Annotated in this window: 27 protein-coding genes; 10 read left to right on the plus strand and 17 right to left on the minus strand. The window is 75.5% G+C overall.

Features of this window, described 5'->3' with window-relative positions; translation table 11 throughout:
- The first annotated feature begins 45 nt into the window (after positions 1–45).
- The 3 genes from LG324_RS18435 to LG324_RS18445 are packed head-to-tail and all read left to right on the plus strand — an operon-like array spanning position 46 to position 2841.
- Positions 46–780, plus strand: a complete 735-nt coding sequence (locus tag LG324_RS18435; protein ID WP_404350287.1) for a response regulator — start codon at positions 46–48, stop codon at positions 778–780.
- Positions 777–2078 carry an ATP-binding protein gene (locus tag LG324_RS18440; protein WP_404350289.1) on the plus strand — a complete coding sequence of 434 codons (1302 nt, stop codon included), beginning with the start codon at positions 777–779 and terminating at the stop codon, positions 2076–2078. Before LG324_RS18435 ends, LG324_RS18440 begins: the two co-directional genes overlap by 4 nt.
- A gap of 52 nt (positions 2079–2130) precedes the next feature.
- On the plus strand, positions 2131–2841 hold the full coding sequence (locus tag LG324_RS18445) for a DUF4232 domain-containing protein (protein ID WP_404350290.1): 711 nt from the start codon (positions 2131–2133) through the stop codon (positions 2839–2841).
- Between the two features lie 39 nt (positions 2842–2880).
- Here LG324_RS18445 and LG324_RS18450 read toward each other — a convergent pair whose 3' ends face one another.
- Both LG324_RS18450 and LG324_RS18455 read right to left on the minus strand, forming a co-directional pair.
- Positions 2881–3708, minus strand: coding sequence for a sugar phosphate isomerase/epimerase family protein (locus tag LG324_RS18450; RefSeq protein ID WP_404350293.1), 828 nt, complete (start codon positions 3706–3708; stop codon positions 2881–2883).
- Between the two features lie 2 nt (positions 3709–3710).
- The gene (locus tag LG324_RS18455; protein WP_404350296.1) at positions 3711–4637 is read right to left on the minus strand and encodes a Ppx/GppA family phosphatase; all 927 of its coding nucleotides are present in this window, start codon (positions 4635–4637) and stop codon (positions 3711–3713) included.
- A gap of 77 nt (positions 4638–4714) precedes the next feature.
- Between LG324_RS18455 and LG324_RS18460 the strand changes: the two genes are divergently transcribed.
- Entirely contained in the window at positions 4715–5653 is a 939-nt protein-coding gene (locus tag LG324_RS18460; RefSeq protein WP_404350299.1) for a hypothetical protein, read from the plus strand.
- A complete protein-coding gene (locus LG324_RS18465; RefSeq protein ID WP_207022453.1) occupies positions 5650–6348 on the plus strand; it encodes a class I SAM-dependent methyltransferase in 699 nt (232 codons plus the stop codon). Before LG324_RS18460 ends, LG324_RS18465 begins: the two co-directional genes overlap by 4 nt.
- Before the next feature lie 88 nt (positions 6349–6436).
- Here LG324_RS18465 and LG324_RS18470 read toward each other — a convergent pair whose 3' ends face one another.
- Positions 6437–6901 carry an NUDIX hydrolase gene (locus LG324_RS18470; protein ID WP_404350301.1) on the minus strand — a complete coding sequence of 155 codons (465 nt, stop codon included), beginning with the start codon at positions 6899–6901 and terminating at the stop codon, positions 6437–6439.
- Positions 6901–7530, minus strand: a complete 630-nt coding sequence (locus tag LG324_RS18475) for a flavin reductase family protein (RefSeq protein ID WP_404350303.1) — start codon at positions 7528–7530, stop codon at positions 6901–6903. Before LG324_RS18475 ends, LG324_RS18470 begins: the two co-directional genes overlap by 1 nt.
- A 51-nt stretch (positions 7531–7581) precedes the next feature.
- On the opposite strand from LG324_RS18475, the gene LG324_RS18480 reads away from it, so the two are divergent.
- Positions 7582–7944 (plus strand): hypothetical protein, encoded by a 363-nt coding sequence (locus tag LG324_RS18480; protein ID WP_404350305.1) that lies wholly within the window; start codon positions 7582–7584, stop codon positions 7942–7944.
- A gap of 4 nt (positions 7945–7948) precedes the next feature.
- On the opposite strand, the gene nadC is transcribed toward LG324_RS18480, so the two are convergent.
- From nadC to LG324_RS18500, 4 genes are all read right to left on the minus strand, one after another.
- Complete coding sequence (nadC, locus tag LG324_RS18485) at positions 7949–8842, minus strand: carboxylating nicotinate-nucleotide diphosphorylase (RefSeq protein WP_404350307.1); 894 nt, start codon at positions 8840–8842, stop codon at positions 7949–7951.
- Entirely contained in the window at positions 8839–10578 is a 1740-nt protein-coding gene (locus tag LG324_RS18490) for an L-aspartate oxidase (RefSeq protein ID WP_404350309.1), read from the minus strand. Before LG324_RS18490 ends, nadC begins: the two co-directional genes overlap by 4 nt.
- Complete coding sequence (gene panC, locus LG324_RS18495) at positions 10571–11500, minus strand: pantoate--beta-alanine ligase (protein ID WP_404350311.1); 930 nt, start codon at positions 11498–11500, stop codon at positions 10571–10573. Before panC ends, LG324_RS18490 begins: the two co-directional genes overlap by 8 nt.
- A 67-nt stretch (positions 11501–11567) precedes the next feature.
- The gene (locus tag LG324_RS18500; RefSeq protein WP_030526649.1) at positions 11568–12452 is read right to left on the minus strand and encodes a Rossmann-like and DUF2520 domain-containing protein; all 885 of its coding nucleotides are present in this window, start codon (positions 12450–12452) and stop codon (positions 11568–11570) included.
- Between the two features lie 43 nt (positions 12453–12495).
- Here LG324_RS18500 and LG324_RS18505 point away from each other — a divergent pair, with 43 nt between their 5' ends.
- From LG324_RS18505 to LG324_RS18520, 4 genes are all read left to right on the plus strand, one after another.
- Positions 12496–13455 carry an SAM-dependent methyltransferase gene (locus LG324_RS18505; RefSeq protein ID WP_404350313.1) on the plus strand — a complete coding sequence of 320 codons (960 nt, stop codon included), beginning with the start codon at positions 12496–12498 and terminating at the stop codon, positions 13453–13455.
- A 113-nt stretch (positions 13456–13568) separates the two neighbouring features.
- A complete protein-coding gene (locus LG324_RS18510) occupies positions 13569–14672 on the plus strand; it encodes an NADH-quinone oxidoreductase subunit D (RefSeq protein ID WP_404353163.1) in 1104 nt (367 codons plus the stop codon).
- Between the two features lie 533 nt (positions 14673–15205).
- On the plus strand, positions 15206–15349 hold the full coding sequence (locus tag LG324_RS18515; RefSeq protein ID WP_404350315.1) for a hypothetical protein: 144 nt from the start codon (positions 15206–15208) through the stop codon (positions 15347–15349).
- Positions 15350–15354: 5 nt separating this feature from the next.
- Entirely contained in the window at positions 15355–16035 is a 681-nt protein-coding gene (locus LG324_RS18520) for a class F sortase (protein WP_404350317.1), read from the plus strand.
- Positions 16036–16157: 122 nt separating this feature from the next.
- Here the strand turns inward: LG324_RS18520 and LG324_RS18525 are convergent, their stop codons facing one another.
- From LG324_RS18525 to LG324_RS18565, 9 genes are all read right to left on the minus strand, one after another.
- Entirely contained in the window at positions 16158–16652 is a 495-nt protein-coding gene (locus LG324_RS18525) for a DUF3180 domain-containing protein (RefSeq protein WP_404350319.1), read from the minus strand.
- On the minus strand, positions 16649–17557 hold the full coding sequence (gene folK, locus LG324_RS18530) for a 2-amino-4-hydroxy-6-hydroxymethyldihydropteridine diphosphokinase (protein ID WP_404350321.1): 909 nt from the start codon (positions 17555–17557) through the stop codon (positions 16649–16651). Before folK ends, LG324_RS18525 begins: the two co-directional genes overlap by 4 nt.
- Complete coding sequence (gene folP / locus LG324_RS18535; protein ID WP_404350323.1) at positions 17554–18393, minus strand: dihydropteroate synthase; 840 nt, start codon at positions 18391–18393, stop codon at positions 17554–17556. The genes folK and folP overlap by 4 nt, the downstream gene beginning before the upstream one ends.
- A gap of 8 nt (positions 18394–18401) precedes the next feature.
- Positions 18402–19001 (minus strand): GTP cyclohydrolase I FolE, encoded by a 600-nt coding sequence (folE, locus tag LG324_RS18540; RefSeq protein ID WP_036828937.1) that lies wholly within the window; start codon positions 18999–19001, stop codon positions 18402–18404.
- Between the two features lie 13 nt (positions 19002–19014).
- Positions 19015–21114 (minus strand): ATP-dependent zinc metalloprotease FtsH, encoded by a 2100-nt coding sequence (ftsH, locus tag LG324_RS18545; RefSeq protein WP_030526641.1) that lies wholly within the window; start codon positions 21112–21114, stop codon positions 19015–19017.
- A 160-nt stretch (positions 21115–21274) separates the two neighbouring features.
- Positions 21275–21811 (minus strand): hypoxanthine phosphoribosyltransferase, encoded by a 537-nt coding sequence (gene hpt / locus LG324_RS18550; protein ID WP_157577342.1) that lies wholly within the window; start codon positions 21809–21811, stop codon positions 21275–21277.
- A gap of 51 nt (positions 21812–21862) precedes the next feature.
- Positions 21863–22861 carry a tRNA lysidine(34) synthetase TilS gene (tilS, locus tag LG324_RS18555; RefSeq protein ID WP_404350326.1) on the minus strand — a complete coding sequence of 333 codons (999 nt, stop codon included), beginning with the start codon at positions 22859–22861 and terminating at the stop codon, positions 21863–21865.
- Positions 22862–22894: 33 nt separating this feature from the next.
- The gene (locus LG324_RS18560) at positions 22895–23935 is read right to left on the minus strand and encodes a zinc-dependent metalloprotease (RefSeq protein ID WP_207022439.1); all 1041 of its coding nucleotides are present in this window, start codon (positions 23933–23935) and stop codon (positions 22895–22897) included.
- A 21-nt stretch (positions 23936–23956) separates the two neighbouring features.
- A complete protein-coding gene (locus LG324_RS18565) occupies positions 23957–25414 on the minus strand; it encodes a D-alanyl-D-alanine carboxypeptidase/D-alanyl-D-alanine-endopeptidase (RefSeq protein WP_404350328.1) in 1458 nt (485 codons plus the stop codon).
- Positions 25415–25488: the final 74 nt, after the last annotated feature.

Consider the following 25488-nt stretch of genomic DNA (forward strand, 5'->3'; position numbering starts at 1 on the left):
GTCCCGTCGGGCCACGGGGCGCGACGTCGCGCCTACTGTGGCCGCGTGAGCGAGAGCACCACCGCGACCGGACGGCGCCGCGTCCTCCTCGTCGAGGACGACGCCGTCATCGGGGAGGCCACGGCCGCCCACCTCGAGCGCGACGGCTACGACGTCGTCTGGCACACCGACGGGCTGGAGGCGTGGGATGCCTGGCGCTGTGCCGCACCGCCGTTCGACCTCGTCGTGTCGGACGTGATGCTCCCCGGCCTCGACGGCGCGAGCCTGACGCGGCGCATCCGCGAGAGCGACCAGGTGCCCGTCGTCCTCGTCTCGGCGCGCACCGACAGCCTCGACGTCGTGGGCGGGCTCGAGGCCGGCGCGGACGACTACGTGACCAAGCCCTTCGACGTGCAGGTCCTGCGGGCCCGGCTGCGCAACGCCCTGCGCCGGTCCGCCGCCGACCGGGCGCCCACCGCCACCGAGCCCTCTCCCTCGTCCGCCGACGGGACGGGCCCGGAGACCTTCGGCGACCTCGTCCTGGACCGCCGGGCCGTCCAGCTGCGCCGCGGCGACGAGGTGCTGCGCCTCACCCCGACCGAGATGCGCCTCTTCCTCGAGCTCGCCGACGAGCCCGGCCGCGTGCTCTCGCGTCGGGCGCTGCTGGAACGGGTCTGGGGCTACGGCGACACCGAGGACGACGACCACGTCGTCAACGTCCACGTCCAGCGGCTGCGCTCCAAGGTCGGCGCCGACCGGGTCGAGACCGTCCGCGGCTTCGGCTACCGGCTGGTGCGGTGAGCCGGCGGGCGCGCGGCCTGCGCGGCCGGATCGCGACGGCCGTCATCGTCGTCGCCCTCGCCGCGGTGGCCGCGCTCGGGGTCGCCGTCCACCTCCTCGTCCTGCGCGAGCAGGTCGACACCGCCCGGCGCACGGCCGCCGACCGGATCTCCGCCGCCGTCGACGTCCGGACGGCCACCGGGCTGCTCGCCTTCGACGCGCGCGTCGACGACCCGTCCGTCCCGGCCGAGCTGCGCGACGCGGTGCGTGCCGACGGCGCCCGCGCCACTCTCGTGACCGGTGGCTCGGTGCGGACGGTGTGGGCGGCGGCGCGGGACGGCGAGGTGGTCCTCTCGACGCGGACGCGGTTCGTCCCGGCCGACGGCACGGTCGCGCAGGTCGACCGCGCGCTGCTGCTCGCCGGGGCGGTCGTCGTCCTCGTCGCCGGGCTCGTCGGCTGGGTGACCGCCGGACGGCTGGCGCAGCGCCTGCGCCGGGCCGCGGACACCGCGCGCGGTGTGGCCTCCGGCGGTGACCCCGCGTCGCTGCGCCGCGTCATCGGCGAGCGGCACGACGAGGTCGGCGCGCTGGCCGACGCCGTCGACGCGATGGCCGCCCGGCTGGCCGACCGGGTCCGCGCCGAGCAGCGCTTCACCGCCGACGTCGCCCACGGCCTGCGCACCCCCGTGACCGGTCTGCTGACCGCGGCCGAGCTGCTCGAGCCCTCACGCGCAGCCGATCTCGTGCGGGACCGGGCCCGCGCCCTCGCCGCCCTGGTCGAGGAGCTGCTCGAGGTCGCCCGCCTCGACGGTGGTCGCGAGCAGGCCCTCGCCGAGCAGGTGGACCTCGGCGAGGTCGTGCACCGCGTGGTCCGCCGCGGCGTCGCGTCAGGGGAGCTGCCGGAGGGCGCCGTCACCGTCCGCACCGGCGGCGGGGCCGAGGTGGTCACCGACCCGCGCCGCGTCGACCGGGTCGTCAGCAACCTCGTCCGCAACGCCCTGCGGCACGGGGCACCCCCGGTCGAGGTCGTCCAGGACGGTCGGGTCGTGGAGGTGCGGGACCACGGCCCCGGCTTCGAGGCGTCGCTGCTCCGCGAGGGCCCTCAGCGGCTGCGGCACAGCCGGACCGCCGGCGACGGGCACGGCCTCGGGCTCGTCATCGCCACCGGGCAGGCCCGCGTGCTCGGGGCGACGCTCGAGCTCGACAACCCCGCCGGTGGCGGTGCCCGGGCACGGCTCCGGCTGCCCGAGAGCCCGTCCGGTGGACCTCACGACGAGGTCACGGCCGGGTCACCGGACCGTGAGCGGACCGGTGCGTGACGGTGACCGCCGTGAGGCGCGTCGGAGACCTCGCCGTCCTAGCGTCGTCGGCATGAGCACACGACGCCTCCGTCCCGTCCTCGCGGCGACCGCCCTGGTCGCCGCCCTCGGCCTCACCGCCTGCGGCAACGGCCTCGAGTCCTCCGGCAGCGCCTCCACGGGCCTGTCCGGCAGCCCGAGCGAGACCAGCAGCGCCGACCCGTCGGCCTCGCCGAGCACCTCCTCCACGGGCTCCAGGCCGTCGAGCTCCGCCACCTCCACCGGCGGCTCGTCGCCGACGACCTCCTCCGGCTCCGGCGCCTCCACGACGTCGACCTCGTCGACCGGCCGGGTCGGTCGGTGCCCGATCGGCTCGCTCGACGTCGGCGTCCGCAGCCCGTCCGGCGGCGCGGCGGCCGGCAGCACCTACCTGCTGATCAGCTTCCGCAACACCGGGTCCCGCAGCTGTGTCCTCGACGGCTTCCCGGGGGTGTCCTTCGTCGGCGAGGGTGACGGCACGCAGCTCGGGGCCGCCGCCGAGCGCACCGGCACGGCACGCACGGTCACCCTCGCCCCGGGCCGCTCGACGACCTCCCTCCTGCAGGTCGCCGACGCGGGCAACTACCCCCAGCGCAGCTGCGCCCCGACGACGGCGGACGGGTTCCGGGTCTACCCGCCCGGGTCGACCGAGGCCGCGTTCGTCGAGCAGTCCGTCCAGGCCTGCCAGGGCTCGACCGGCGGCTCGCCGCAGCTCGTCGTCTCGTCGGTCGGCACCTCGGGCTGACCGACCGCCGCCGCCCGCGCGCAGCCCCGGTCCCTCTGCTCAGGAGGGCACCGGGGCGAGGTGCAGCCGGGCGAAGGCCAGCGACTCCGCGAGGTCGAGGTCGCGGCGCTCGTCGTCGGCCCGGCGGGTCGAGACCTCGACGACGACGTCGCCCGCGAACCCCCGCGTCGCGAGGGCCTCCAGCACCTCGCCGCAGGGCTGGGTGCCCCGTCCGGGCACGAGGTGCTCGTCGCGGGGCGCCCCGGAGCCGTCCGCGAGGTGCAGGTGGACGAGCCGGGGTCCGAGGTCGGCAGCCATCGACAGCGCGTCCGAGCCCGCGGTCGCGGTGTGCGACAGGTCGAGCGTCACGTGGTCGTAGGGCTGGGCCACCGGGTCCCAGTGCGGCAGGTAGGCCTCCACCTCGCGCGAGCGGGCCCCCGCCTTCCACGGGTACATGTTCTCGACGGCCAGCCGCAGCCCGGTGCGCTCCTCGCGCAGCGCCACCCCGTCCGCGAAGCCCCGGGCGTAGTCGCGCTGCCAGCGGAAGGGCGGGTGGAGCACGACCGTGCCGGCGCCGAGCTCCGCGGCGAGGTCGAGCGAGCGGTCGACCTTCTCCCACGGGTCGGTCCCCCACACCCGCTGGGTCACGAGCAGCGTCGGCGCGTGCACCGAGACGACCGGCACGCCGTGGTGCTCCACGAGCCGGCGCAGCGCCCCGGCCTCGCGGGTCACTGGGTCCGTCCACACCATGACCTCGACCCCGTCGTAACCCAGCCGGGCCGCCGTGGCGAAGGCCGCGGCGCAGCCGAGCGGGTAGACCGACGACGTCGAGAGCGCGACCCGCGGCGCCGCCGGTCGGCGGCGGCGCGGGGTGCGCGGGCCCGGCACGGTCACTGCATCCGGTCGAGGTGGCGCAGGAGGATGCCCTCGCGCAGCGCCCACGGGCAGATCTCGAGGGCCTCGAGACCGAGCAGGTCCATCGTGGCGTCGGCGACGACGGCCGCGGCGAGGACCTGCCGCGAGCGCGAGGCCGACACCCCGGGCAGCTCCGCCCGCTCGCGCGCGGTCATGGCGGCGATCCTCGGGAGCCACTCGAGCAGCGCCTCGCGCGGCAGGAGCCGGCGCGCGTACATCCCCTCGGAGCTCGGCGCGGCGCCGCAGATGCGGGCGAGCGAGCGCATCGACTTGCTCGTGCCGACGGCGAGGTCGGGGGCGCCGGCCTTGGCGAGCGGCCGCAGCTCGGCGGCGATGGTGGCGCGCACCCGGCGGCGGGCCTCGCGCAGGTCGTCGGGCGAGGGCGGGTCGCCCGGCAGGAGGTCTCGTGTCACGCGGCCGGCGCCGAGGGGGACCGAGATCGCGACGTCGGGCTCCTCGTCCATCCCCATCGCGAGCTCGAGCGAACCGCCGCCGATGTCGGCGACGAGCAGCGTGCCGGCCGACCAGCCGAACCACCGGCGGACCGCGAGGAAGGTCAGCCGGGCCTCCTCCTCGCCCGTCAGGACGTCGAGCCGGACGCCGGTGCGCTCGGCGACGTGGGCGAGCACCTCCGTGCCGTTCGGGGCCTCGCGGACCGCGCTCGTCACGAAGCCGCGCAGGTCCTCGACGCCCTGGTCCTCGGCGACGCCGAGGCACTCCGCGACGAAGTCGGCGAGCGCGTCGCCGCCTTCGTCGGCGATGAGGCCCTCGTCGGTGACGTGCTCGGACAGGCGCAGGTCGATCTTGTGCTTGCTCGCCGGCAGCGGCTGGGCCCCGGGATGGGCGTCGACGACGAGGAGGTGGACGGTGTTCGAACCGACGTCGACGACCCCGAGGCGCATGGGCACAAGGTAGCCGCTGCGGGGTGACGCGGCCCCACCGCGCCCATCCCGCGGCCGACCGTGCATAGGGTGGGCGCGTGCCCGAAGCGTCCCTCGACATCCCCCGCACCTGGGCCGAGTTCGCCGACCCCGACGACCCGGGGCAGCGCTTCCTGGTCGACCTCACCTGGCTGACCTCGAGCTGGAGCTGCATCTTCGGTTCCGGCTGCCGCGGCATCTACGCCGACCGGCCCGACGACGGGTGCTGCACCCTCGGCGCGCACTTCACCGACGACGACGACCTCGAGCGCGTCCGCGCCGTCGTCGCCGAGCTCGGCGAGGACGAGTGGCAGCACCACCCGGGGCACGGCAAGCGCGGCGACAAGAGCCCGGCCCGGCGCTCGGCGTGGACCGAGGTCGACGACGAGGGCGACCGCAAGACCAAGGTCGTCGACGGTGCCTGCATCTTCCTCAACCGGCCGGGCTTCCCCGCCGGGGCCGGGTGCGCGCTCCACCAGCACGCGGTCCTCACCGGCCAGCAGCCCCACGAGGTCAAGCCCGACGTCTGCTGGCAGCTGCCGATCCGCCGCTCGTACCGGACGGTCGAGCAGCCCGACGACACCTCGTACCTCGAGGTGACCATCGCCGAGTACACGCGCCGCGGCTGGGGCCCCGGCGGGCACGACCTCGACTGGTACTGCTCCTCCAACCCCGAGGCGCACGTCGGGCGGGAGCCGGTCTACCGCAGCAGCCACGCCGAGCTCGTCGCCCTCATGGGGCAGGCCGGCTACGACGAGCTCGTCGTCCGCTGCGAGGCGCACCTCGCCGTCGTCCGCCACGCGCAGTCGGCCGGCGCCCGCAAGCTCATCCCGCTGCTCGTCCACCCCGCCACGGCCGAGGCCGGGACCATCGGGGGCCGGCGCGAGCGGGTCAAGCGCCGCCGGGGCACCAACGCCCTGCCCGGTGACGAGGACGGCGCGAACGAGCCGGCGCACCCGGTGGCCGCCCGGCCGGCGCGGGGACGCCGCGAGGGGTGAGCGGGTCCGGGCGGGCCATCCGCAGCCCGAACATCTGGGACACCCCCGAGGTCTACGAGCTCGAGAACCTCGCGTCCGACCGGGCCGGCGTCATCGACGCCGCGATCGCCGCGCTGCACCCCCTGCGCGGGGCGGTGCTCGTCGACGTCGGCTGCGGCACCGGGTTCCACCTGCCCCGGTTCGCGGAGCGCGGCGCGACCGTGCTGGGTGTGGAGCCGTATCTCCCGCTCGTCCGCCGGGCAGCGAACCGGCTGCGGGCCAAGGGGTCCCGCGCCCGGGTCGTGGCGGGGAGCGCCGAGGCGCTGCCGGTGGCCGACGCCTCCGTCGACGTCGTGCACGCACGATGGGCGTACTTCTTCGGCGCCGGGTGCGAGCCGGGGCTCGCCGAGCTGGAGCGCGTCCTGCGGCCCGGCGGGGTCGCCTGCCTCGTCGACAACGACGCGACGCGCTCGACCTTCGGCGGGTGGTTCGCACGCGCCTACCCCGCCTACGACCCCGTCGCCGTGCAGCGCTTCTGGGACCGGCAGGGCTTCACGACGCAGGCGCTGACCATCCGGTGGACCTTCGACCGGCGCGAGGACCTCGAGGCGGTCGTCCGCATCGAGCTGCCGCCCGGGCCCGCCGACGCCGTCCTCGCCGAGCACGAGGGGCTCGAGGTCGACTACGCCGTGGCCCTCCGCTGGCGCCGCTCCTGACCTCGACCCCTCCCCCACTTCTCCCCGAACGTGTGTGAACTCGCCGGGGTCCTCCGGCGGTTTCACACGCGTTCGCGGGGAGGAGGGGTCAGGTGAGGCGGGTGGGGCCGGTGTGCGCGACGGCGGTGCGGATGCGCTCGTGGTGGTCCGCGGCCATGTGCGGCAGCGCCCGCAGCGCGAACCACGCGACCTCCGACGACTCGTCGTCGGCGACGTGCGCGTCCCCGCCGAGCCAGCGGCAGCGGAAGGTGTGGTCGACGTGCTGCGACCGGTCACCGTTCGGGTACTCGATGACCGGCGTGACGTCGACCCACGCGAGGAGCTCGACCTCGCAGCGGACGCCGGTCTCCTCGAGACACTCCCGCACGGCGGTCGTCGCCGGGTGCTCGCCGGGGTCGCAGATGCCCGTGACCGGCGTCCACTCCCCAGTGTCGGCGCGGCGGACGAGCAGCACGTCGTCGCCGCGCAGCACGACCGCCGTGATGCCGGGCAGCCACAACAGCTCGTGACCGACCGAGCGCCGGAGCGAGACGATGAAGTCGGGCGTCGCCATCAGCCGTCGTACCTCGGCCGCTCGATCTCGCGGATCTCGCCGAGCAGGCCCCACTCGTCGGCGCCGAGGCGCGACCAGGGCTGCAGCGCATCGATGTCCACGTGCGGACGGCGCACCATGTCGTCGCTGGCGGCGACCGAGGCGTCGACGGCCGCGTGCAGGACGAGCCCGACGACGACGAAGCAGTTGCCGGTCGGGCGCACCTCGTGCAGCCGGCACTCGAAGGCGACCGGCGACCCCGCGACGCGGGGCGGCGCGACGGTCAGCGACGGCTCGCGCGCCACGCCCTCGGCGTCGAACTCGCCGACCTCCGGCGGGTAGTCCGCACTCGTCGCGTTGACGACCTCGAACAGCGGGCCGGGCGCGACGTTGACGACGAACTCGCCGGTGGCCTCGATGTTGTTCAGCGTGTCCTTGCGACCGACCGAGGTGAACGCGAGCATCGCCGGGTCGGTGCTGACGACGGTGAAGAACGAGTGCGGCGCCAGGTTGTCGACGCCGTCGGCGGACCGGCTGCTCACCCACGCGATGGGCCGCGGCACGACGGCCGACGTCATCAGCCGGTAGGCGGCGCCGGGGCGCATCCGGTCGTCCTCGGGGCCGTGCTGGACGGCGAGCTCGTGGCGCATCCACCGAGCCTAGGTCTTCCGTAAGGCCTGCTCCGCCCGCAGACTGGCGGGATGCTGACCCGGTTCGTGGCGACCGTCTTCTACGCCGACCTCGAGGTCGGTCTCGACCTGTTCGTCGGCGGCCTGCGAATGGAGGTCGTGCACCGCGACGGCGGCTTCGTCGTGCTGGAGCGGGACGGCGCGAAGATCCAGCTCGCCGAGAACGCCGAGGCCGCGGCCCACAGCGAGCGTCCCGAGCTCGGCCTCGAGACCGACGACCTCGACGCCGTGTTCGCGGACGACGCCGCGCGGCGCCCGGACCTGCTGCACCCCAACCTGCCGAGCCCCACCCTGCGCCCCTGGGGCGCGCGGGAGTTCGCGATGCTCGACGCGACGACGGTGTGCGTCGTGGTGCGCGAGTGGCCCCGCGCCTGACGCGTCAGGCGTCCGACGGGTCGAGGTCGAGGGCGATGTCGACGATCGGCGAGGAGTGCGTCAGCCCCCCGACCGACAGGTAGTCGACCCCGGTCTCGGCGTACTCGCGCACCACCTCGAGCGTCAGTCCTCCGGTGGCCTCGAGCTCGACCATCTCACTGGTGGCGCGGACGGCCTCGACCGTCGCCCGCAGCAGGTCCGGGGACATGTTGTCGCAGAGGAGGAACCGGGCGCCGACCGCCACCGACTCCAGCGCCTCGGCCGTCGTCGTCACCTCGACCTGCACCTCGACGTCGGGGTAGGCGTTCCGCACCGCCGCGTAGGCCGCCCCCAGCCCACCGGCCGCGAGCTTGTGGTTGTCCTTGATCATCGCGACGTCGTACAGGCCCATCCGCTTGTTCGTGCCGCCGCCGCAGCGCACCGCGTACTTCTCGAGCGCGCGCAAACCCGGGGTGGTCTTCCGGGTGTCGAGCACGGTCGCGCCGGTGCCGTCGAGGGCGTCGGCCCACCGCCGGGTGTGCGTCGCGACGCCCGAGGTCCGGGAGAGGACGTTGAGCAGGGTCCGCTCGGCGACGAGCGTCGTCCGGGTCGACCCCCGCAGCGTCGCGAGGTGGTCGCCGCGGGCGATGCGCGCCCCGTCGGCCACGTGCTCCTCGACCTCGACGGCACCCGTCCCGAGCCTGCGGGCCACCGCCTCGCACACGAGCGCGGCGACCGGCAGCCCGGCGAGGACGCCGCCCGCGCGGGCCACGACGTGCGCCACGGACCGCTGCTCGGCGGGGATCGTGGACAGCGTGGTCACGTCGCGCCCACCGGAGCCCGACGTGCCGAGGTCCTCGTCGAGCGCGCGCTCGACGACGAGCCGGGCGTCGTCGAGGGGGAAGCCGAGGTCGCTCACAGGGGTCCTCCGAGGGGGTCGAGGGCGGGGCGCTCGAGCACGTCGAGCCGTCCGTCGGCAGCCCGCACGACGGACTGGTGCACGAGCCAGCGCTCGTCGTCGCGTCGCGGGACGTCGGTGCGCACGTGCCCGCCGCGCGTCTCCTCGCGCCGGTGGGCCAGGAGCGCAAGCGCCTGCCCGAGGTGCAGGAGGTTGGTCGTCTCCCAGGTGCGCGGACCCGGCTCGGCGTCGCTCGCCGCCACGGTCGAGAGGGCCTCGAGCTCGCGCAGCGTCTCCACCGTCGACACCGCGCTGCGCAGCGGGCCGCATCCACGGGTCATGCTGCGCTGCACCGAGATCCGCTCGGAGGAGTCGAGCAGGTCGGCGCCACCGTCCTCGTCGTCGTTCAGCTCGCGCCACGGGAGGTCGCCGGCCGCGAGGCGCTGGGTCACGTCGTCCGCGATGCGGTGGGCGAAGACGAGGCCCTCCAGCAGCGAGTTGGAGGCGAGGCGGTTCGCCCCGTGCACACCGGTGCACGAGACCTCGCCGCAGGCGTAGAGGCCCTCGAGGGAGGTCCGCCCGCGCAGGTCGGTCTCGACCCCGCCGGAGGCGTAGTGCTGCGCCGGTGCGACCGGCAGCAGCTCGGTCGCGGGGTCGAACCCGAGCTCGCGGCACCGGGCGACGATGGACGGGAAGCGCTCCTCCAGGAAGTCGCCGCCGAGGTGCCGAGCGTCGAGCCAGACGTGGGCCAGCCCGCGCTCCCCCATGACGTCGAGGATCCCGCGCGCCACGACGTCGCGCGGCGCGAGGTCGGCGAGCTCGTGCCGCCCGACCATGAACCGCTCGCCGCGGTCGTCGACGAGGAAGGCGCCCTCGCCGCGCACGGCCTCGGAGATGAGCGGCTGCTGGCCGGTCGAGCCCTCGCCGAGGAAGAGGACCGTCGGGTGGAACTGCACGAACTCGAGGTCGGTGGTGCGGGCGCCGGCGCGCAGGGCGGCCGCCATCCCGTCACCCGTCGCGACTGGCGGGTTGGTCGTCGAGGTGTAGATCTGGCCGAGTCCCCCGGTCGCGAGCACCACCGCGCGCGCCCGCGCGGCCCCCACGCCGTCGACCTGGCCCTCGCCGATGACGTGGAGCGTCACGCCGCCCACCGCCCCCTCGGCGTCGGTCAGGAGGTCGACGACGAGCGCGTGCTCGACGACCTCGATGCCGGGGTCGTCGACGACGGCCCGCAGCGCGGCGATGAGCGCCCGCGAGATCTCGGCGCCGGTGGCGTCACCCCCGGCGTGCGCGATGCGGTCGCGGTGGTGCCCGCCCTCGCGCGTCAGCTTGATGTCGCCGCCGGCGTCGCGGTCGAACTCGGCACCGAGGGCGACGAGCTCGCGGACGCGGTCGGGCCCTTCGGTGACCAGCGCCCGGACCGCCTCGACGTCGCAGAGCCCGACGCCGGCGACGAGGGTGTCGTCGAGGTGCTCCTGCGGGGTGTCCTCGGGGTGCAAGGCCGCGGCGATGCCGCCCTGCGCCCAGGTGGTCGAGCCCGCCGACAGCACCGTCTTCGTCACGAGGAGCACGCGCTCGACCCGCTCGCGCAGCCGCAGCGCACAGGTGAGCCCGGCGATGCCCGACCCGACGACGACCACGTCGGCCTCGACCGTCCAGCCCGGGGCGGGTGCGGCGAGGCGGCGGGGGAGCAGCGGCGAGCCGGGCAGCACCACGGGGTCCGCGGCCTCCCCCGCGACCGGCGCGGGCTCAGACATCGGCGCGGGCGTGCGGGACGTCGGAGAAGACGTCGACGGCCCCGCCCCCCGGCCCGACGACGAGCGGGGTGTTGTCGATGAGCCGGGTCGTGCCGATGCGCGCGGCGACGGCGAGGAGCGCCTCGCCCCGGTACCACTCGGGCACGTCGGCGAGCGTGTGCGGGTGGACGAGCACGAGGTAGTCGACGAGGGCCAGCGGCTCCTCGACGAGCACCTCGCGCGCCGCCCGCCGGACCGCCGACGGGCCGAAGGGCGCGGCGTCGGCGCCGGCGCGCAGCGCACGGCTCAGGCAGCGCGCGACCTCGCGGTCGGACGGGGTGAGGTAGGTGTTGCGGCTGCTCATCGCGAGGCCGTCGCCCTCGCGGACGGTCGGCACCGACACGACGTCGACCGGCACGTCGAGGTCACGCACCATCCGCCGGATGAGGAGCAGCTGCTGGGCGTCCTTCTGGCCGAAGTACGCGCTCCGGGCAGCCGTGAGGTGCAGCAGCTTGCCGACGACGGTGAGCACGCCGTCGAAGTGCCCGGGGCGCGAGGCCCCCTCGAGCAGCTCGCCGAGCGGGCCGGCCGAGATGCGGACCCCCGGGTCACCGTCGGGGTAGACGACGTCGGGCGTCGGCGCGAAGACGACGTCGACACCCGCGGCGGTGCAGATCGCCATGTCGTCGTCGAAGGTGCGCGGGTAGCGCGAGAGGTCCTCCTTCGGCCCGAACTGGAGCGGGTTGAGGAAGATCGTCACGACGACGTGGTCGTGGCGCTGCCGGGCGGCGCGGATGAGCTGCGCGTGCCCCTCGTGCAGGGCCCCCATCGTCATGACCACCGCGACGTCCCGGCTGGGCAGGGCCTCGCGCGCGGCCTTGAGCTCCTCGCGGGTCATCGCGACCGTCGGGACGGCACGGGTGTCGGTCGACTGCGACGTCATGCCCGCATCCTTGCGCACCCACACGCGGACGGGACGGGCGGGAGGCCCGGCGTGACCACGCCCACGCTCACTCCGTGCCGAGGACACCGAGCAGCGGCTCGGCGGCGGCGGGCGACAGGCGCCCGCTGTCGAGCGCCCGCAGCGCGGTCGCCCGGGCGAGCGCGACGTAGGTGCGTCGGACCTCGGGCGCCGTCCGGTCCAGCTCGCGCAGGTGGTCCGCCACGGTCCCGACGTCCCCGCGCGCGACGGGCCCGGTGAGCGCGGCGTCACCCATCCGCAGGGCGTTGTCGAGGGCGGCGTGCATGAGCGGGGCGAGGACCGCCCGGGGGTCCGGCACGCCGGCGCGCGCGAGCACCTCCATCGCCTCGGCGGTCAGGGTGACGAGGTGGTTCGCGCCGTGGGCGAGGGCCGCGTGGTACGCGAGCCGGTCCTCCTCCGGGACCCAGACGGGGGTGCCACCCATCTCGAGGACGAGGGCCTCGGCGACCGGCCGCAGCGCCTCGTCGGCGGTCACCCCGAAGGCGCAGTCGACGAGCCGGTCGAGGTCCATCGCCGTGCCGGTGAACGTCATCGCCGGATGGAGCGCGAGCGGCATCGCGTGGTGCTCGCGGACCGGCTCGAGGACGGTCGTGCCGTGCCGCCCGCTCGTGTGGACGACGAGCTGGCCGGCCTGCCACGCCCCCGTGGCCGCGAGCCCACGGACGAGGTGCCCGAGGGCGTCGTCGGGGACGGCGAGCAGCACGAGCTCGGCCCCCTCCACGACGGTGGGGACGTCGGCGACCGGGACGCCGGGCAGGAGGCTCTCGGCGCGGTCGCGGCTCGCGTCCGAGACGGCGTAGGCACCCGTCACCCGGTGGCCGGCGCGGGCGAGCGCCGCCCCGAGGACCGCCCCCACGCGGCCGGCGCCGACGACGCCGACGGTGAGGCGGGCAGGGTGCTCGAGGCCGTCCACCCGTCGCACGCTACCGCCGTCGCGCACCGGTAGCGTGCGGCGGGTGGACCCCGTGCCGTGGCGTGACGCGTGGCAGGACGCGCTCTACGGCCCGGACGGCTTCTATCGGCGACCCGAGGGACCGGCCGGCCACTTCACGACCTCGGCGCACGGCGGGCCCGGCGCCGTCCTCGCGCAGGCCCTGGCCCACCTCGCGGACGCCGAGGGAGCGACCCACGTCGTCGACCTCGGCGCCGGTCGCGGCGAGCTCCTCGGGGCGCTGGACGCGCACCGGCCGGACCTGCGGCTCACCGGCATCGACGTCGTCGGCCGGCCCGCCTCCCTGCCCGCCGCCGTCGAATGGACGGCCTCGCCCGGCGGCGCGGCGCTGCCCGACGCGCTGCAGGACCTGGACGGGGTCCTCGTCGTCGCCCACGAGTGGCTCGACGTCGTGCCCTGCACGGTCGCCGAGGTCGACGAGTCCGGCCGGCTGCGCACGGTGCTCGTCGACCCCCGCTCGGGCGAGGAGTCCCTCGGCGGCCCGCTCGACCCCGCCGACGCCGCATGGTGCGCGGCCCACTGGCCCACGGACGACGCGGCCCCCGGCGACCGCGTCGAGGTCGGGCTGGCGCGCGACCGCGCCTGGGCCGACCTGCTCGCTCGCGTCCGGCGCGGGGCGGTGCTCGCCGTCGACTACGGCCACACGCGTGAGAACCGTCCGGACGGCGGCACCCTCGTCGGCTACCGCGACGGCGTCGTCGTCGACGACCCGGTGCCCGACGGCTCGTGCGACGTCACCGCGCACGTCGCGGTCGACTCGCTCCGGCACGACGAGCTGACGACCCAGCGGGAGGCCCTGCACCGTCTCCTCGGCCGCCCCCTGGTGCCCGACCACGGCCTGTCCCGCACCGACCCGGCCGGCTACCTCGCGGCGCTGGCGGGCACGTCGGCGCTCACCGCGCTGACCGACCCGAGCGGGCTCGGCGGCTTCCGCTGGGTGCTCGCCCGCGTGCGGGCCGGATGACCCCGCCGGGCGTGCGGCAGACTGGCCGCGTGAGCCCCGCCCCCCCCACCGAGCAGCACGCGCCACGTGCCCTCGACGTCGCGGTCGGGGCCGGCGGGCTCGCGACGGCCGACATGGTGCTCAACATCGGTCCGCAGCACCCGGCGACGCATGGGGTGCTCCGGCTCAAGGTCGTCCTCGACGGCGAGCGCATCGTCGCCGCCGAGCCGGTCGTCGGCTACATGCACCGCGGGGCCGAGAAGCTCTTCGAGGTCCGCGACTACCGGCAGATCACCGTCCTCGCGAACCGCCACGACTGGCTGTCCGCGTTCTCCAACGAGCTCGGGGTCGTGCTCGGTGTCGAGGCGATGCTCGGGATGGAGGTGCCCGAGCGCGCGGTCTGGCTGCGCACGCTGCTCGCCGAGCTCAACCGGGTGCTCAACCACCTGATGTTCCTCGGCTCCTACCCGCTCGAGCTCGGCGCCATCACGCCCGTCTTCTACGCGTTCCGCGAGCGCGAGGAGCTGCAGGCCGTCATGGAGGAGGCCTCCGGCGGCCGGATGCACTACATGTTCAACCGGGTCGGCGGCCTCAAGGAGGACGTCCCGGCCGGCTGGCTCGGCCGGGTCGCCGACGCGGTCGATGCCGTTCGCCGCCGACTGCCCGAGCTCGAGTCGCTGCTCGTCGGCAACGAGATCCTCCTCGCCCGCACCCGTGGCGTCGGGGTGCTCGACCCCGCGACCGTCCACGCGTACGGCGTCTCGGGCCCCATCGCCCGCGCGAGCGGCGTCGACCTCGACCTGCGCCGCGACGACCCCTACCTCGCCTACGCCGAGCTCTTCGCGCCCGGGGGCCCCGGCCGGGTCGTCACCCGCACCGAGGGCGACTGCCTGGCCCGGCTCGAGGTGCTGCTCGAGCAGGTGCACGTCAGCCTCGACCTCGCCGACGCCTGCCTCGACCGGCTGCGGACCCTGCCGCCCGGGCCCGTCAACCAGCGCCTGCCCAAGGTGCTCAAGGTGCCGGAGGGCGAGCGGTACACGGCGACCGAGAACCCGTTGGGGCTCAACGGGTACCACCTCGTCTCACGCGGCGAGAAGACGCCGTGGCGCCTCAAGCTGCGCTCGGCGTCGTTCAACAACGTGCAGGTGCTCACCGAGGTGCTGCCCGGCTGCCTCGTCGCCGACATGGTCGCCGTGCTCGGGTCGATGTTCTTCGTCGTCGGCGACGTCGACAAGTAGCCACCGGGGGAGCCGCGGCGTGGCGGGTCGTCCGCCGGTGTACGAAAGTCGACACATTCGTCAGTTCCTGCGCACCCGCGAGACCCGTCAGCCCAGCCATCCGTGTGCAGGAATCGACGCTTTCGTCGATTGACGCACGGGGCGGGGGCGCCGGCCTCAGGGGCGGGGCGTCGAGAGCGTCCAGGGCGGCGGGTCCGTCCTGTTCTCCATCGCCGACAAGCGCGACACCGAGGACCTCTTCGACGCCGCCCTCCCCGAGACGGCGGTGCCGGCCACCGGACCGATGACACTGCCCTTCGAGGACGACACGCGAGCGTGGGGCTGGGCACGCCTCTCGGCACCAACGTCCTGGTGTTCACCGAGCTGAACCTCTCGGTCTCCGACGCCTCCACGACGGACGGCCCCGACCTCGGCCTGCGGTGCCGACTCGTCGAGGAGGGTGACGTCGGTGTCGACACCTTCGTGGTGGAGGCCGACCCGACGGCAACTCGACCGAGACCGCGACCGCCGACCCGAGCACGACCGCCTCGCCGGTGCGCCCCGGCTTGGTGCAGACCGACGCACCCGAGGACGAGGGCACCCCGCTCCTGCCCGCCGCGCTCCTCGGTGCCGCCGCCCTGACCGCCGCGGCCCTCGGCGCGCGCAGCCTGCGCTCGGCCGCCACCCGGCGCCACTGAGGCCCGTGCCCGCCGGACCCCCGGGAGCCTCCCGCCGCAGCCTGCTCGCGGCGGGGCTCCTCGGCGTCGGCGTGCTGACCGGCTGCGGCGGCCGTCTGCGCTCACCGGCGCCCTCGCCCGCCCCGGCGCAGCCCACGGCCGCCCCGAGCCCGGTGGCGCTCACGACTCCGACCCCCACGCCCTCCCCGACCGCGGCCGCGACTCCCCGGGCGTCCCGCGACCCCGCCGGCTCACCGGACCGGGTGGTCCTCGTGCGCGGCGACGGCACCACGCTCGTCGACGCGCCCGTGCGCCCCGTCGGCCTCGACGAGCGCGGCGTCCTCTCCCCGCCGGGCGGCGTCGTCGGCTGGTACGACGAGCCCGGCTGGCCCCGGCCCGGCCACCCCGGCGCCGCCATCCTCGCCGGGCACGTCGGCACCCCGGGCAACGGCCCCGACGTCTTCCGCCGCCTCCCCCAGGCCCGCCGTGGGGACACGGTCAGCGTGCGCTACGACTCCGGCGACGTCGTCCGCTTCGTCGTGCGCCGCTCCGCCGGGATGCCCAAGCAGCAGACCCCGACCGACGACACCATCTGGGATGCGGGCAACCCGGAGCCGCTCCTGCGGCTCATCACGTGCGACCCCCGCACGCCCCTCGCGCGCGGCCACTACGAGGGCAACTGGGTCCTCTGGGCCGACCTCGCCTGACCTCCTCGCACGGGGCCTCGGGCCGGTGTGCAGGAACCGTCACATTCGACGATTGCTGCACGGGACGGGGGCGGCGGCGGGAGCGGGGCGGCGGTGGGAGCGGGGCGGGGCGGGGCGCAGCGTCAGTGGTGGGGCGCGGGCTCGTCGGCCTGGCCCGGGCGGTCCTCGTCGTCGTCGCGGTCGATGCGGCACCACGCCTGCGCCACCATCCCGGCGACGACGAGCAGCACCGAGGCCAGCAGCATGAGGCCGAAGACGAGCAGCCGGTCGCGGTTGGCGACGAGCGAGAGGTCGCCGAGCAGGCTCGCGAGCTGCCCGAGGTACCAGCCGGCGGCCGCGGCCCCGGTCAGCGCCGCTGCCTGGGCGAGGACGACGGTCCGCGCCGCCCGCAGCGCCTCGACCGACGTGCGGTGGCCGCTGCGCACGTGGCGCCGGACCGGGCGGGCCAGCCAGAGCACGAGCCCACCCATGACGACGAGCAGGACGCCGGCCGCCCACGGGGGACGCTGCAGCAGCGTGCCGTCGCGGGTGACGACGAAGGCCACCAGCCAGCCGACCACTGCCGTGACGAGCGCGACGAGGGCCAGCACCTGCAGGCGGATGCCGTTGCGGCTCAAGAGGTCTCCTCGTGCAGCGGCGTGATGTCGGAGGTGTCGAGACCCGTCAGCAGGTCGGCCACGGGGACGACGCCGCCGTCGTGCCGCAGCACCGCCGACGGGTCGGCGTCGTGCCAGGGCGCGAGCACGAAGCCGCGCTCGTGCGCCCGCGGGTGGGGGAGCTGCAGGTGCGGTCGGTCGGACGTCACGTCGGTGCCGTCGGCCGGGTCGCCGTACTGGACGAGGTCGAGGTCGAGGGTGCGGGCGCCCCACCGCACATCGCGCACCCGGTCGAACGCGGCCTCGAGCCGGTGCAGCTCGCGCAGGAAGGACGCCGGCGAGAGCGAGGTGCGCATCGTCGCGACGGCGTTGGCGTAGCGCGGCTGCTCGGGCCCGCCGACCGGGTCGGTGCCGACGACGCCGGAGGCCTGCAGCCCGTGCACGGCGGGGTGGTGGGCCAGCGCCTCGAGGGCCGAGCGCACGGTGTCGGCGGGCGCGCTGGCGCCGTGTGGCAGGTTGGCCCCCACCGCGACGACGACCGGCACCGGCTCCCGGTGGCGCACGACCCGGACGGTGACGTCGCCGAACGGCACGCCGACCGGCGCCTGCGGCTTGTGCACGGTGACGACCACCTCGTCGACGGCGGTGTGCCGCAACGCGTCCTGTGCGACGACCTCGGCGAGCCGCTCGATGAGGTCGAACGGCTCGCCCTCGATGCGGGCCAGGGTCGCGGCGCCGATCTCGCCGTAGTTGACGGTGTCGCCGAGGTCGTCGGTACGACCGGCCGGCGCCAGGTCGACGGCGATCTCGACGTCGACGACGAACTCCTGGCCCTCGCGCTTCTCGTGCTCGAAGACGCCGTGGAACCCGCGCCCGCGCACCCCGCTGAGGGTGACGCGGTCGCGCGAGGTGCCGGCGGGGATCACGCGTCGACCCCGGGGCCGCGCAGGGCCAGCGCGACGTCGAGGGCGTCGACCGCCGCGACGACGTCATGAACGCGAACGCCCCACGCGCCGTGGGCGGCCGCGTGCGCGGTCGTCACCGCGGTCGCGACGTCGCGCTCGAGCGGCGCCCGCTCCGCGCGACCCTCGCGGCCGACGAGGCCGAGGAACTTCTTGCGCGAGGTGCCGACGAGCACCGGCTGCCCGAGGGCGAGCACCTCGTCGAGGCGGCGCAGCAGCTCCCAGTTGTGGGCCGCGAGCTTCGCGAACCCGAACCCCGGGTCGAGGACGAGCCGCGAGGCGTCGACCCCCGCCGCCAGCGCGGCGTCGAGGCGACCCTGCAGCTCGCGACCGACGTCGGCGACGACGTCGTCGTACCGGGCGCGGTCCTGCATCTCCGCGCTGTGGCCGCGCCAGTGCATCGCGACGTAGGGGACGCCGCGCTCCGCGACCAGCGGCAGCATGTCGGAGTCGGCGAGGCCGCCGGAGACGTCGTTGACGAGCGTGGCGCCGGCGTCGAGCGCCGCGGCGGCGACCGAGGCGCGCATCGTGTCGACCGACACCGGGCCGTCCGCGGCCAGCGCCTCGACGACGGGCAGCACCCGGCGCAGCTCCTCGGCCTCGGAGGGCCGCTCGGCCCCCGGGCGGGTGGACTCACCGCCGACGTCGAGGACGTCGGCGCCCTGCTCGCGCAGCAGCCGGCCGTGCGCGACGGCGTCGTCGGGCTGGAACCACTCGCCGCCGTCGCTGAAGGAGTCGGGCGTGACGTTGACGACGCCGAGGACCAGCGGCCGGCCGGGCCGGCCGGTGGGGAGGGGCACCGCCCCGGTCACCGCTTCCCGCCGAGCAGCAGCGACATCGCCTCTGCCCGGGTGGCCACGTCGCGCAGCTGCCCGCGCACCGCGGAGGTGATCGTCCGCGAGCCCGGCTTCTGCACACCGCGCATCGACATGCACAGGTGCTCCGCCTCGATGACGACGATGACGCCCTGCACCCCGAGGTGCTCGACGAGCGCGTCGGCGACCTGCGTCGTGATCTGCTCCTGCACCTGCGGGCGCCGGGCGTAGACCTCGACGAGCCGGCCGAGCTTCGACAGGCCCGTCACGCGGCCGTCGGTGCCCGGGATGTACCCGATGTGCGCGACGCCGTGGAAGGGCAGGAGGTGGTGCTCGCACGTCGAGTACATCGGGATGTCCCGGACGATCACGAGCTCCTCGTGCTCGATCGGGAACGTCGCCGACAGCACCTCGGCGGGGTCCTGCCACAGACCGGCGTAGAGCTCGTGCGCGGCCTTGGCCACCCGCTTCGGGGTGTCGAGGAGACCGTCGCGGTCGGGGTCCTCGCCGATGGCGTAGAGGAACTCCCGGACCGCGGCCTCGGCGCGCGCGACGTCGACCGGAGGTCGCGTCGTGCTGGTGTCCTGCGTCATGACGACCTCCTGGTCAGGGTTCGACACGCCCACCCTCCGGCACCTCGACGGTCTCGGACGCGGGGTGCTCCGAGGGTCCGGCACCGTCCTGGGCCCGGGCGTCGATGGCGGCCTCGGTCGCCGGGTCGCCCGGGGTGACGACGGCGCCGTGGGGGGCGCCGGAGCCGTTGGCGCGCCCGGCGAGGGCGGCCTCCTCGGCCGGCGTCAGGACCGGCGGGATGTCGGAGAGGGTGCGGTGCTCGCTCGAGAGCCACAGCGGGCGCCGGGGGCGCTTGTTGATGTCCTCGAAGATCGTCGCGAGCTCGGCCGCGTTGAGCGTCTCCTTCTCGAGGAGCTCGAGGACGAGGCGGTCGAGGATGTGGCGGTTGTCGTTGACGACGTGCCACGCCTCGTCGTGCGCGGCGTCGATGAGCTTGCGCACCTCCTCGTCGACGACCGCGGCGACCTGCTCGGAGTAGTCGCGCTGGTGCCCCATGTCGCGGCCGAGGAACGGCTCGCCCTGGCTCTGGCCGAGCTTGATCGCGCCGACGCGCTCGCTCATCCCGAACTCGGTGACCATCTTGCGGGCCATCGCCGTGGCCTTCTCGATGTCGTTCGCGGCGCCGGTGGTCGGGTCGTGGAAGATGATCTCCTCCGCGACGCGGCCGCCGAGGGCGTAAGCGAGCTGGTCGAGGATCTCGTTGCGGGTCGTCGAGTACTTGTCGTCGACCGGCATGACCATCGTGTAGCCGAGGGCCCGGCCGCGCGGCAGGATCGTCACCTTGGTCACCGGGTCGAGGTGGTTCATCCCCGCCGCGACGAGGGCGTGGCCGCCCTCGTGGTAGGCCGTGATCTTGCGCTCCTTGGCCGACATGATGCGCGTGCGCTTCTGCGGGCCGGCGATGACGCGGTCGATGGCCTCGTCGAGGACCTCGTCGTCGATGAGCTTCTTGTCGCCGCGGGCGGTGAGCAGCGCCGCCTCGTTGAGGACGTTCGCGAGGTCGGCACCGGTCATGCCGGGGGTGCGCCGCGCGACGGCGAGGAGGTCGACGTTGGCACCCATCGGCTTGCCCGCCGCGTGCACCTGGAGGATGCGGTGGCGGCCGATCATGTCGGGGTTCTCGACCGCGATCTGGCGGTCGAAGCGGCCCGGGCGCAGCAGCGCCGGGTCGAGGATGTCGGGGCGGTTGGTCGCCGCGATGAGGATGACGTTGGTCTTGACGTCGAAGCCGTCCATCTCGACGAGCAGCTGGTTGAGCGTCTGCTCGCGCTCGTCGTGACCGCCGCCGAGCCCGGCGCCGCGGTGGCGGCCGACGGCGTCGATCTCGTCGACGAAGACGATGGCGGGGGCGTTGGCCTTGGCCTGCTCGAAGAGGTCACGGACGCGGCTGGCGCCGACACCGACGAACATCTCGACGAAGTCCGAGCCGGAGATCGAGTAGAACGGCACACCCGCCTCGCCGGCGACGGCGCGCGCGAGGAGGGTCTTGCCGGTACCGGGCTGGCCGTAGAGCAGCACGCCCTTGGGGATCTTCGCGCCGACGGCGAGGAACTTGGCCGGCTCGCGGAGGAACTCGACGATCTCGTGGAGCTCCTCGACGGCCTCGTCGGCGCCCGCGACGTCGGCGAAGGTGACCTTGGGGGTGTCCTTCGTCGCGAGCTTGGCGCGCGACTTGCCGAACTGCATGACGCGCGAGCCGCCGCCCTGGGCCTGGGTCATGAGGAACCAGAAGAGACCGACGAGCAGGAGCACGGGGAAGAAGCTGATGAACAGGGTCCAGAAGGCGCTGTCGCCCTCGACCTTGTCGTCGTAGCCGTCGGGGAGGTTGGACTTGAGCTCGGCGACGAGGTCCGCGGCGCGGGCGTCGACGTACTCGGCCCGGACCTGCGTGGCGCCGGAGATCTTCTTCTCGGGGTCGGAGAAGGTCTGGCCGCTCTTGAGGTCGAGGGTGAGCACGTTGTCGGTGCTCATGACCGCCGACTCGACCTTCTTGTCGGTGATGAGCTTCTCGGCCTGGGCCGTCGTGATCGTCGTGTAGCTGCCGTTCCCGCCCACCGTGAAGACGAGGAGGAGGAGCACGAGGGCGGCGAGCACCCAGAACACGGGGGCCCGGAGAATGCGTTTGAAGTCCATCTGGTCGCGGGGCGCGGGGCCCCACCCTCCTGGTGCTCGTCGAGAGTGGCCCGGGCGGTCCGTCCGGGACTGGTACACGCTAGCAACGAGCCCGTCCGCGCTCGTGTTCCGCCGTCGAACCCGGACCCGGTCGGTCACGGGTCGGCGGCGGGCGCGGGGGTCAGCTGTAGACGTGCGGGGCGAGCGTGCCGACGACGCGCAGGCCGCGGTAGGCCTCCGCGTAGTCGAGGCCGTAGCCGACGACGAACTCGTTGGGGATGTCGAAGCCGACCCACTTGACGTCGACCTCGACCTTGGCGGCCTCGGGCTTGCGCAGGAGGGTGCAGATCTCGACCGAGGCGGGGCTGCGCGACTCGAGGTTGGACTTGATCCACGACAGCGTGAGGCCGGAGTCGACGATGTCCTCGACGATGAGCACGTGGCGGCCGCTGATGTCGGTGTCGAGGTCCTTGAGGATGCGGACGACACCGCTGCTCTTGGTCCCGGAGCCGTAGGACGAGACGGCCATCCAGTCGACCGGCGCGGTCATCGGCAGCGCGCGCATGAGGTCGGCCATCACCATGACGGCGCCCTTGAGGACCCCGACGAGGAGGAGGTCCTTGCCCGCGTACTCGTCGGCGATGAGACCGGCCAGCTCCTCGAGCTTGGCGTGGATCTCGTCCTCGGTGATGAGGACTCGTTCGAGGTCGGCTCCCATGTGGGCAGCGTCCACGTCGGCTCCTGGTGAAGGGGATGGGTGGGTCGCGCCCTATTCAACCCGAGCGGGGGGACCGATGGACACCCGGCCGTCGACCCGCTGCACCCTCAGGTCCCCCGGCGCGTGGACCGCGCCCTGCCCGCGCCAGTGGGTCAGCAGCCGGTCGCAGGCCTCGACGTGGCGGGACGAGACCTGCCCGGCCGGGGCGCCGGCGGCGACGAGGAGCCGCCGCCAGACCCGGGTGCGGACGGCGCGCGGCAGGGTCACGAGCGCGTCGGCCGCCCACGGGCCCGGCCCGAGGGTCGCGGCCGCCTCGTCGGCGAGGGCATCGAGGTGGTCGGCGTCCTCGCGCAGGAGGTCGGCGCTGCGGGCCAGCGCCGCGCCGAGCCCGGGGCCGAGGTCGGCCTCGAGGGCGCGCAGGGCGCGGCGGGCGCGCACCCGCGCGAAGGCCGGGTCCTCGTTCATCGGGTCTTCCCACCACGCGAGGCCCTCGGCCGTGCAGGCGGCGCGGGTCTGCTCCCGGGTGAGGCCGAGCAGCGGCCGGCGGTAGGGGCCGCGGGCGGCGGGCATCCCGGCGAGGCTGCGCGCGCCGGAGCCCCGGGCCAGGCCGAGGAGCACCTGCTCGGCCTGGTCGTCGCGGGTGTGGCCGAGGAGGACCAGGCGCGCCCCGTGGTGGCGCACGGCATCGTCGAGGACGCGGTAGCGGGCCTGCCGGGCCATCGCCTCGAGCCCGTCCGGGCCGTCGGCCGGCACCCACGTCGAGGCGACGGACACGGGGTCGAGCCCGAGCGAGCGCAGGCGCGCCCCGGTCTCCTCGGCGACCTCGCGCGAGCCCTCCCGGAGCCCGTGGTCGACGACGACCGCCCCGGCCCGCAGGCCGGCGCGCTCCCCCTCGTACCGGGCGGCGTCCGCGAGCGCCGTCGAGTCGGCGCCGCCGCTGCACGCCACGAGGACGAGGTCACCGGGGTCGCACCCCGCGAGCACGGCGCGCACCGCCGAGCGCACGGCGGCGACGGCCGCGTGCGGGCGGCCCCACGCGCGTCCCGTCATCCGGGCAGTGTGCCGCAGGCGGGGCGCGCCGCGTCAGGCGTGGACGCGGCGGACCCAGGCGGCGGGGTCGGCGATCTCCTGCGGCAGCGGCAGGGTCTCGGGCGAGGTCCACACGGCGTTGAAGCCGTCGACGCCCACCTGCTCCTGCACCCCGCGGACGAACGCGGCGCCGTCGCGGTACTGGCGCATCTTGGCCTCGAGGCCGAGCAGGCGGCGCAGCAGGCGGTCCGGCGCGCCAGAGCCGCGCCGGCGGTCCGTGAAGCGCGAGCGGATGTCGGCGACGGTCGGGATGTGTGCCGGGCCCACGTCGTCCATGACGACGTCGGCGTGGCCCTCGAGGAGGGACATGACGGCGGTGACGCGGGCCAGCTGCTCGCGCTGCTCGGGGGTCGCGAAGAGCTCCGTGATGCCCGTGCCGCCCTCGGAGAAGACCTCGGGCAGCCGCTCGGTGACGCGCGAGACGATCTCCTGGATGCGCTCGGAGTCGGGCGCGAGGTCGACCGCGAGGCGGCGGGCCTGCGTGACGAGGTGGTCGCGCAGCCACGGGTTCGCCGTGAACTGCACGCGGTGGGTCTCCTCGTGCATGCAGACCCAGGCGCGGAAGTCGGCGGCGTCGACCCCGAGCTCGCGCGCCGTGGCGACGAGGTTGGGCGCCACGAGCAGCAGCGCCGGGGTGCCCCCGGGGGCGATGTCGTACTGGCCGAGCACCTTGCTCGCCATGAACGCGAGGAGGGCCCCGGCCTCGGCGCCGGTCACCTTGCCGCCGATGGCCTGCGCGGTCGCGCCCGGGGTCACGCCGCGCTTGCCGACGATCGCGTCGACCGCGGGGTCGAGCAGGGCCGACATCGAGTCGGCGTTGACGGTGATCCACGTCGCCCGGTCGACGACGAGCGCGTCCGGCGCGTCGGCGGGCGTGTGCATCCGGGCGGTCTCGGCGACCGGCTGCCGGGCCGCCCGCGCCGCGGCGCGGATGGCCTCGACCTCGGCCCTGGCCTGCGTCGGTGACACCACGGGACCGGCCGGCACGAGCGTGCGGCCGGTGCTCTTCGCGAACTCCCAGTCGACGTATCCCACGGGCTCAGCCTCTCATCCGCGTCAGCCGGTCGTGCCGCTGCAGCCGCACCGGGTCACGGCAGCGACGACGCGGTCCATCGCGGCGCGGGCGCGCAGCGTGCCGTCGTAGGTCCGGGGGAAGCCGTCGACCTGCACGACGAAGGTCAGCGGTCGGCCGTCGGCGTCGACGGTCGTCCCGGCCAGCGACGAGCCGGCCCGCAGGGTGCCGGTCTTGGCGCGCGGCACGCCCAGCACGTCGCGCGTCGCGTCCGCCGAGAAGCGGTGCCGGAGCGTGCCGGACAGCCCGGAGACCGGCAGCCCGGCGACGACCCCGCGCAGCTGCTCGGGCTCACCGCGCACCGCGAGCCCGAGGACGGCCGAGAGCGTCGCGGGCGCCACGGCCTGCCCGGGGCTGAGGCCGCTCGCGTCCTTGAGGCGCATCCCGGCGGTGGGGACGTCGGCGGCCTCGAGGCGCGCGGTGATGAGGTCGGCGTTGGCGTCGGCGTCCTCGGTCGGCCGGCCGAGCGTCGCGGCGGCCTGCCGGACGAGGCTCTCGGCGAGGGAGTTGTCGCTCTCGGCGAGCGCGAGCCCGAGCAGCTCGCCGTAGGTGGCGGACTCGACCGTGCCGAGGGCGACCGCGTCGGCCGGGGCGGGCCGCGACCACGTCGAGGTCGGGCGCAGACGGGCCGTGACCCCCTCGGCGCGCAGCCGCTGGACGAGGGTGCGGGCGACGACGTCCTCGGGCCGGGTGGGCGCCGGGCGGGCCGGGGTCGCGCGGGTCGTCGTCAGGCCGGTCATGACGACCGGCCCGGCGAAGCCGTCGCGGACGTCGTTGGGGTTCCACGTCGGCGGCACCCGGGGGCCGGGCGCGAACGAGGTGTCCAGGCGCAGGGTGACGGTGGTTCGTCCGTCGGCCACCAGCGTGCGGGCGACCCGGCGGGCGAGGTCGGTCAGGCCCGCGCGCCCGGCGACCGCGTCGGCGTCGCCGCGGCCGGGCGCGAGCAGCATGTCGCCGCGGACGACGAGGACGAGGTCGCGCGAGCCGGGGGCGGCCACGACGCTCGTCGGGACCCGCTCGTCGAGGTCGAGGGTGTCGGCGACGGCGTAGGCGGCGAGCAGCTTGGCGGTGGAGGCCGGCGGGCGCGGGGTGCCGCCCGCGCGCGACCACAGCTCCTCCCCCGTCACGCCGTCGCGGATGCTCACGCCGAGGCCCTTCCGCAGCGCGGGGTCGTCGTCGGCCGCCGCGACCGCCGCGGCCAGGCCGGCGGCCGAGGGGACCGGCGCACTCGTCCCGTCGGTCGCCGCGAGGGAGGGCGCGGCGGTGGGCAGCAGCGAGGGGACCTCGCCCTCGTCCGCGTCGGCTCCCGGTGCCGGGGCGAGCGCCACCGGGCGGTCGAGGGTGAGCACGCCGGGGACGACGTCGTACACGTCGGCGGTCACGTAGCCGGCGCCCACGAGGAGGACCAGGGCGCTCGCGCCGGCGAGCATGACACGTCTCACCCGGCCTCCCTTCGTCCCCTGGGCCCTCCATGCGCCAGACTGTCGGACGAGCCTAGGTCACGCAGCAGAGGGAG

It is taken from the genome of Phycicoccus jejuensis, from assembly GCF_044797865.1.
In the GTDB taxonomy this organism is placed as follows: Bacteria; Actinomycetota; Actinomycetes; order Actinomycetales; family Dermatophilaceae; genus Phycicoccus; species Phycicoccus jejuensis.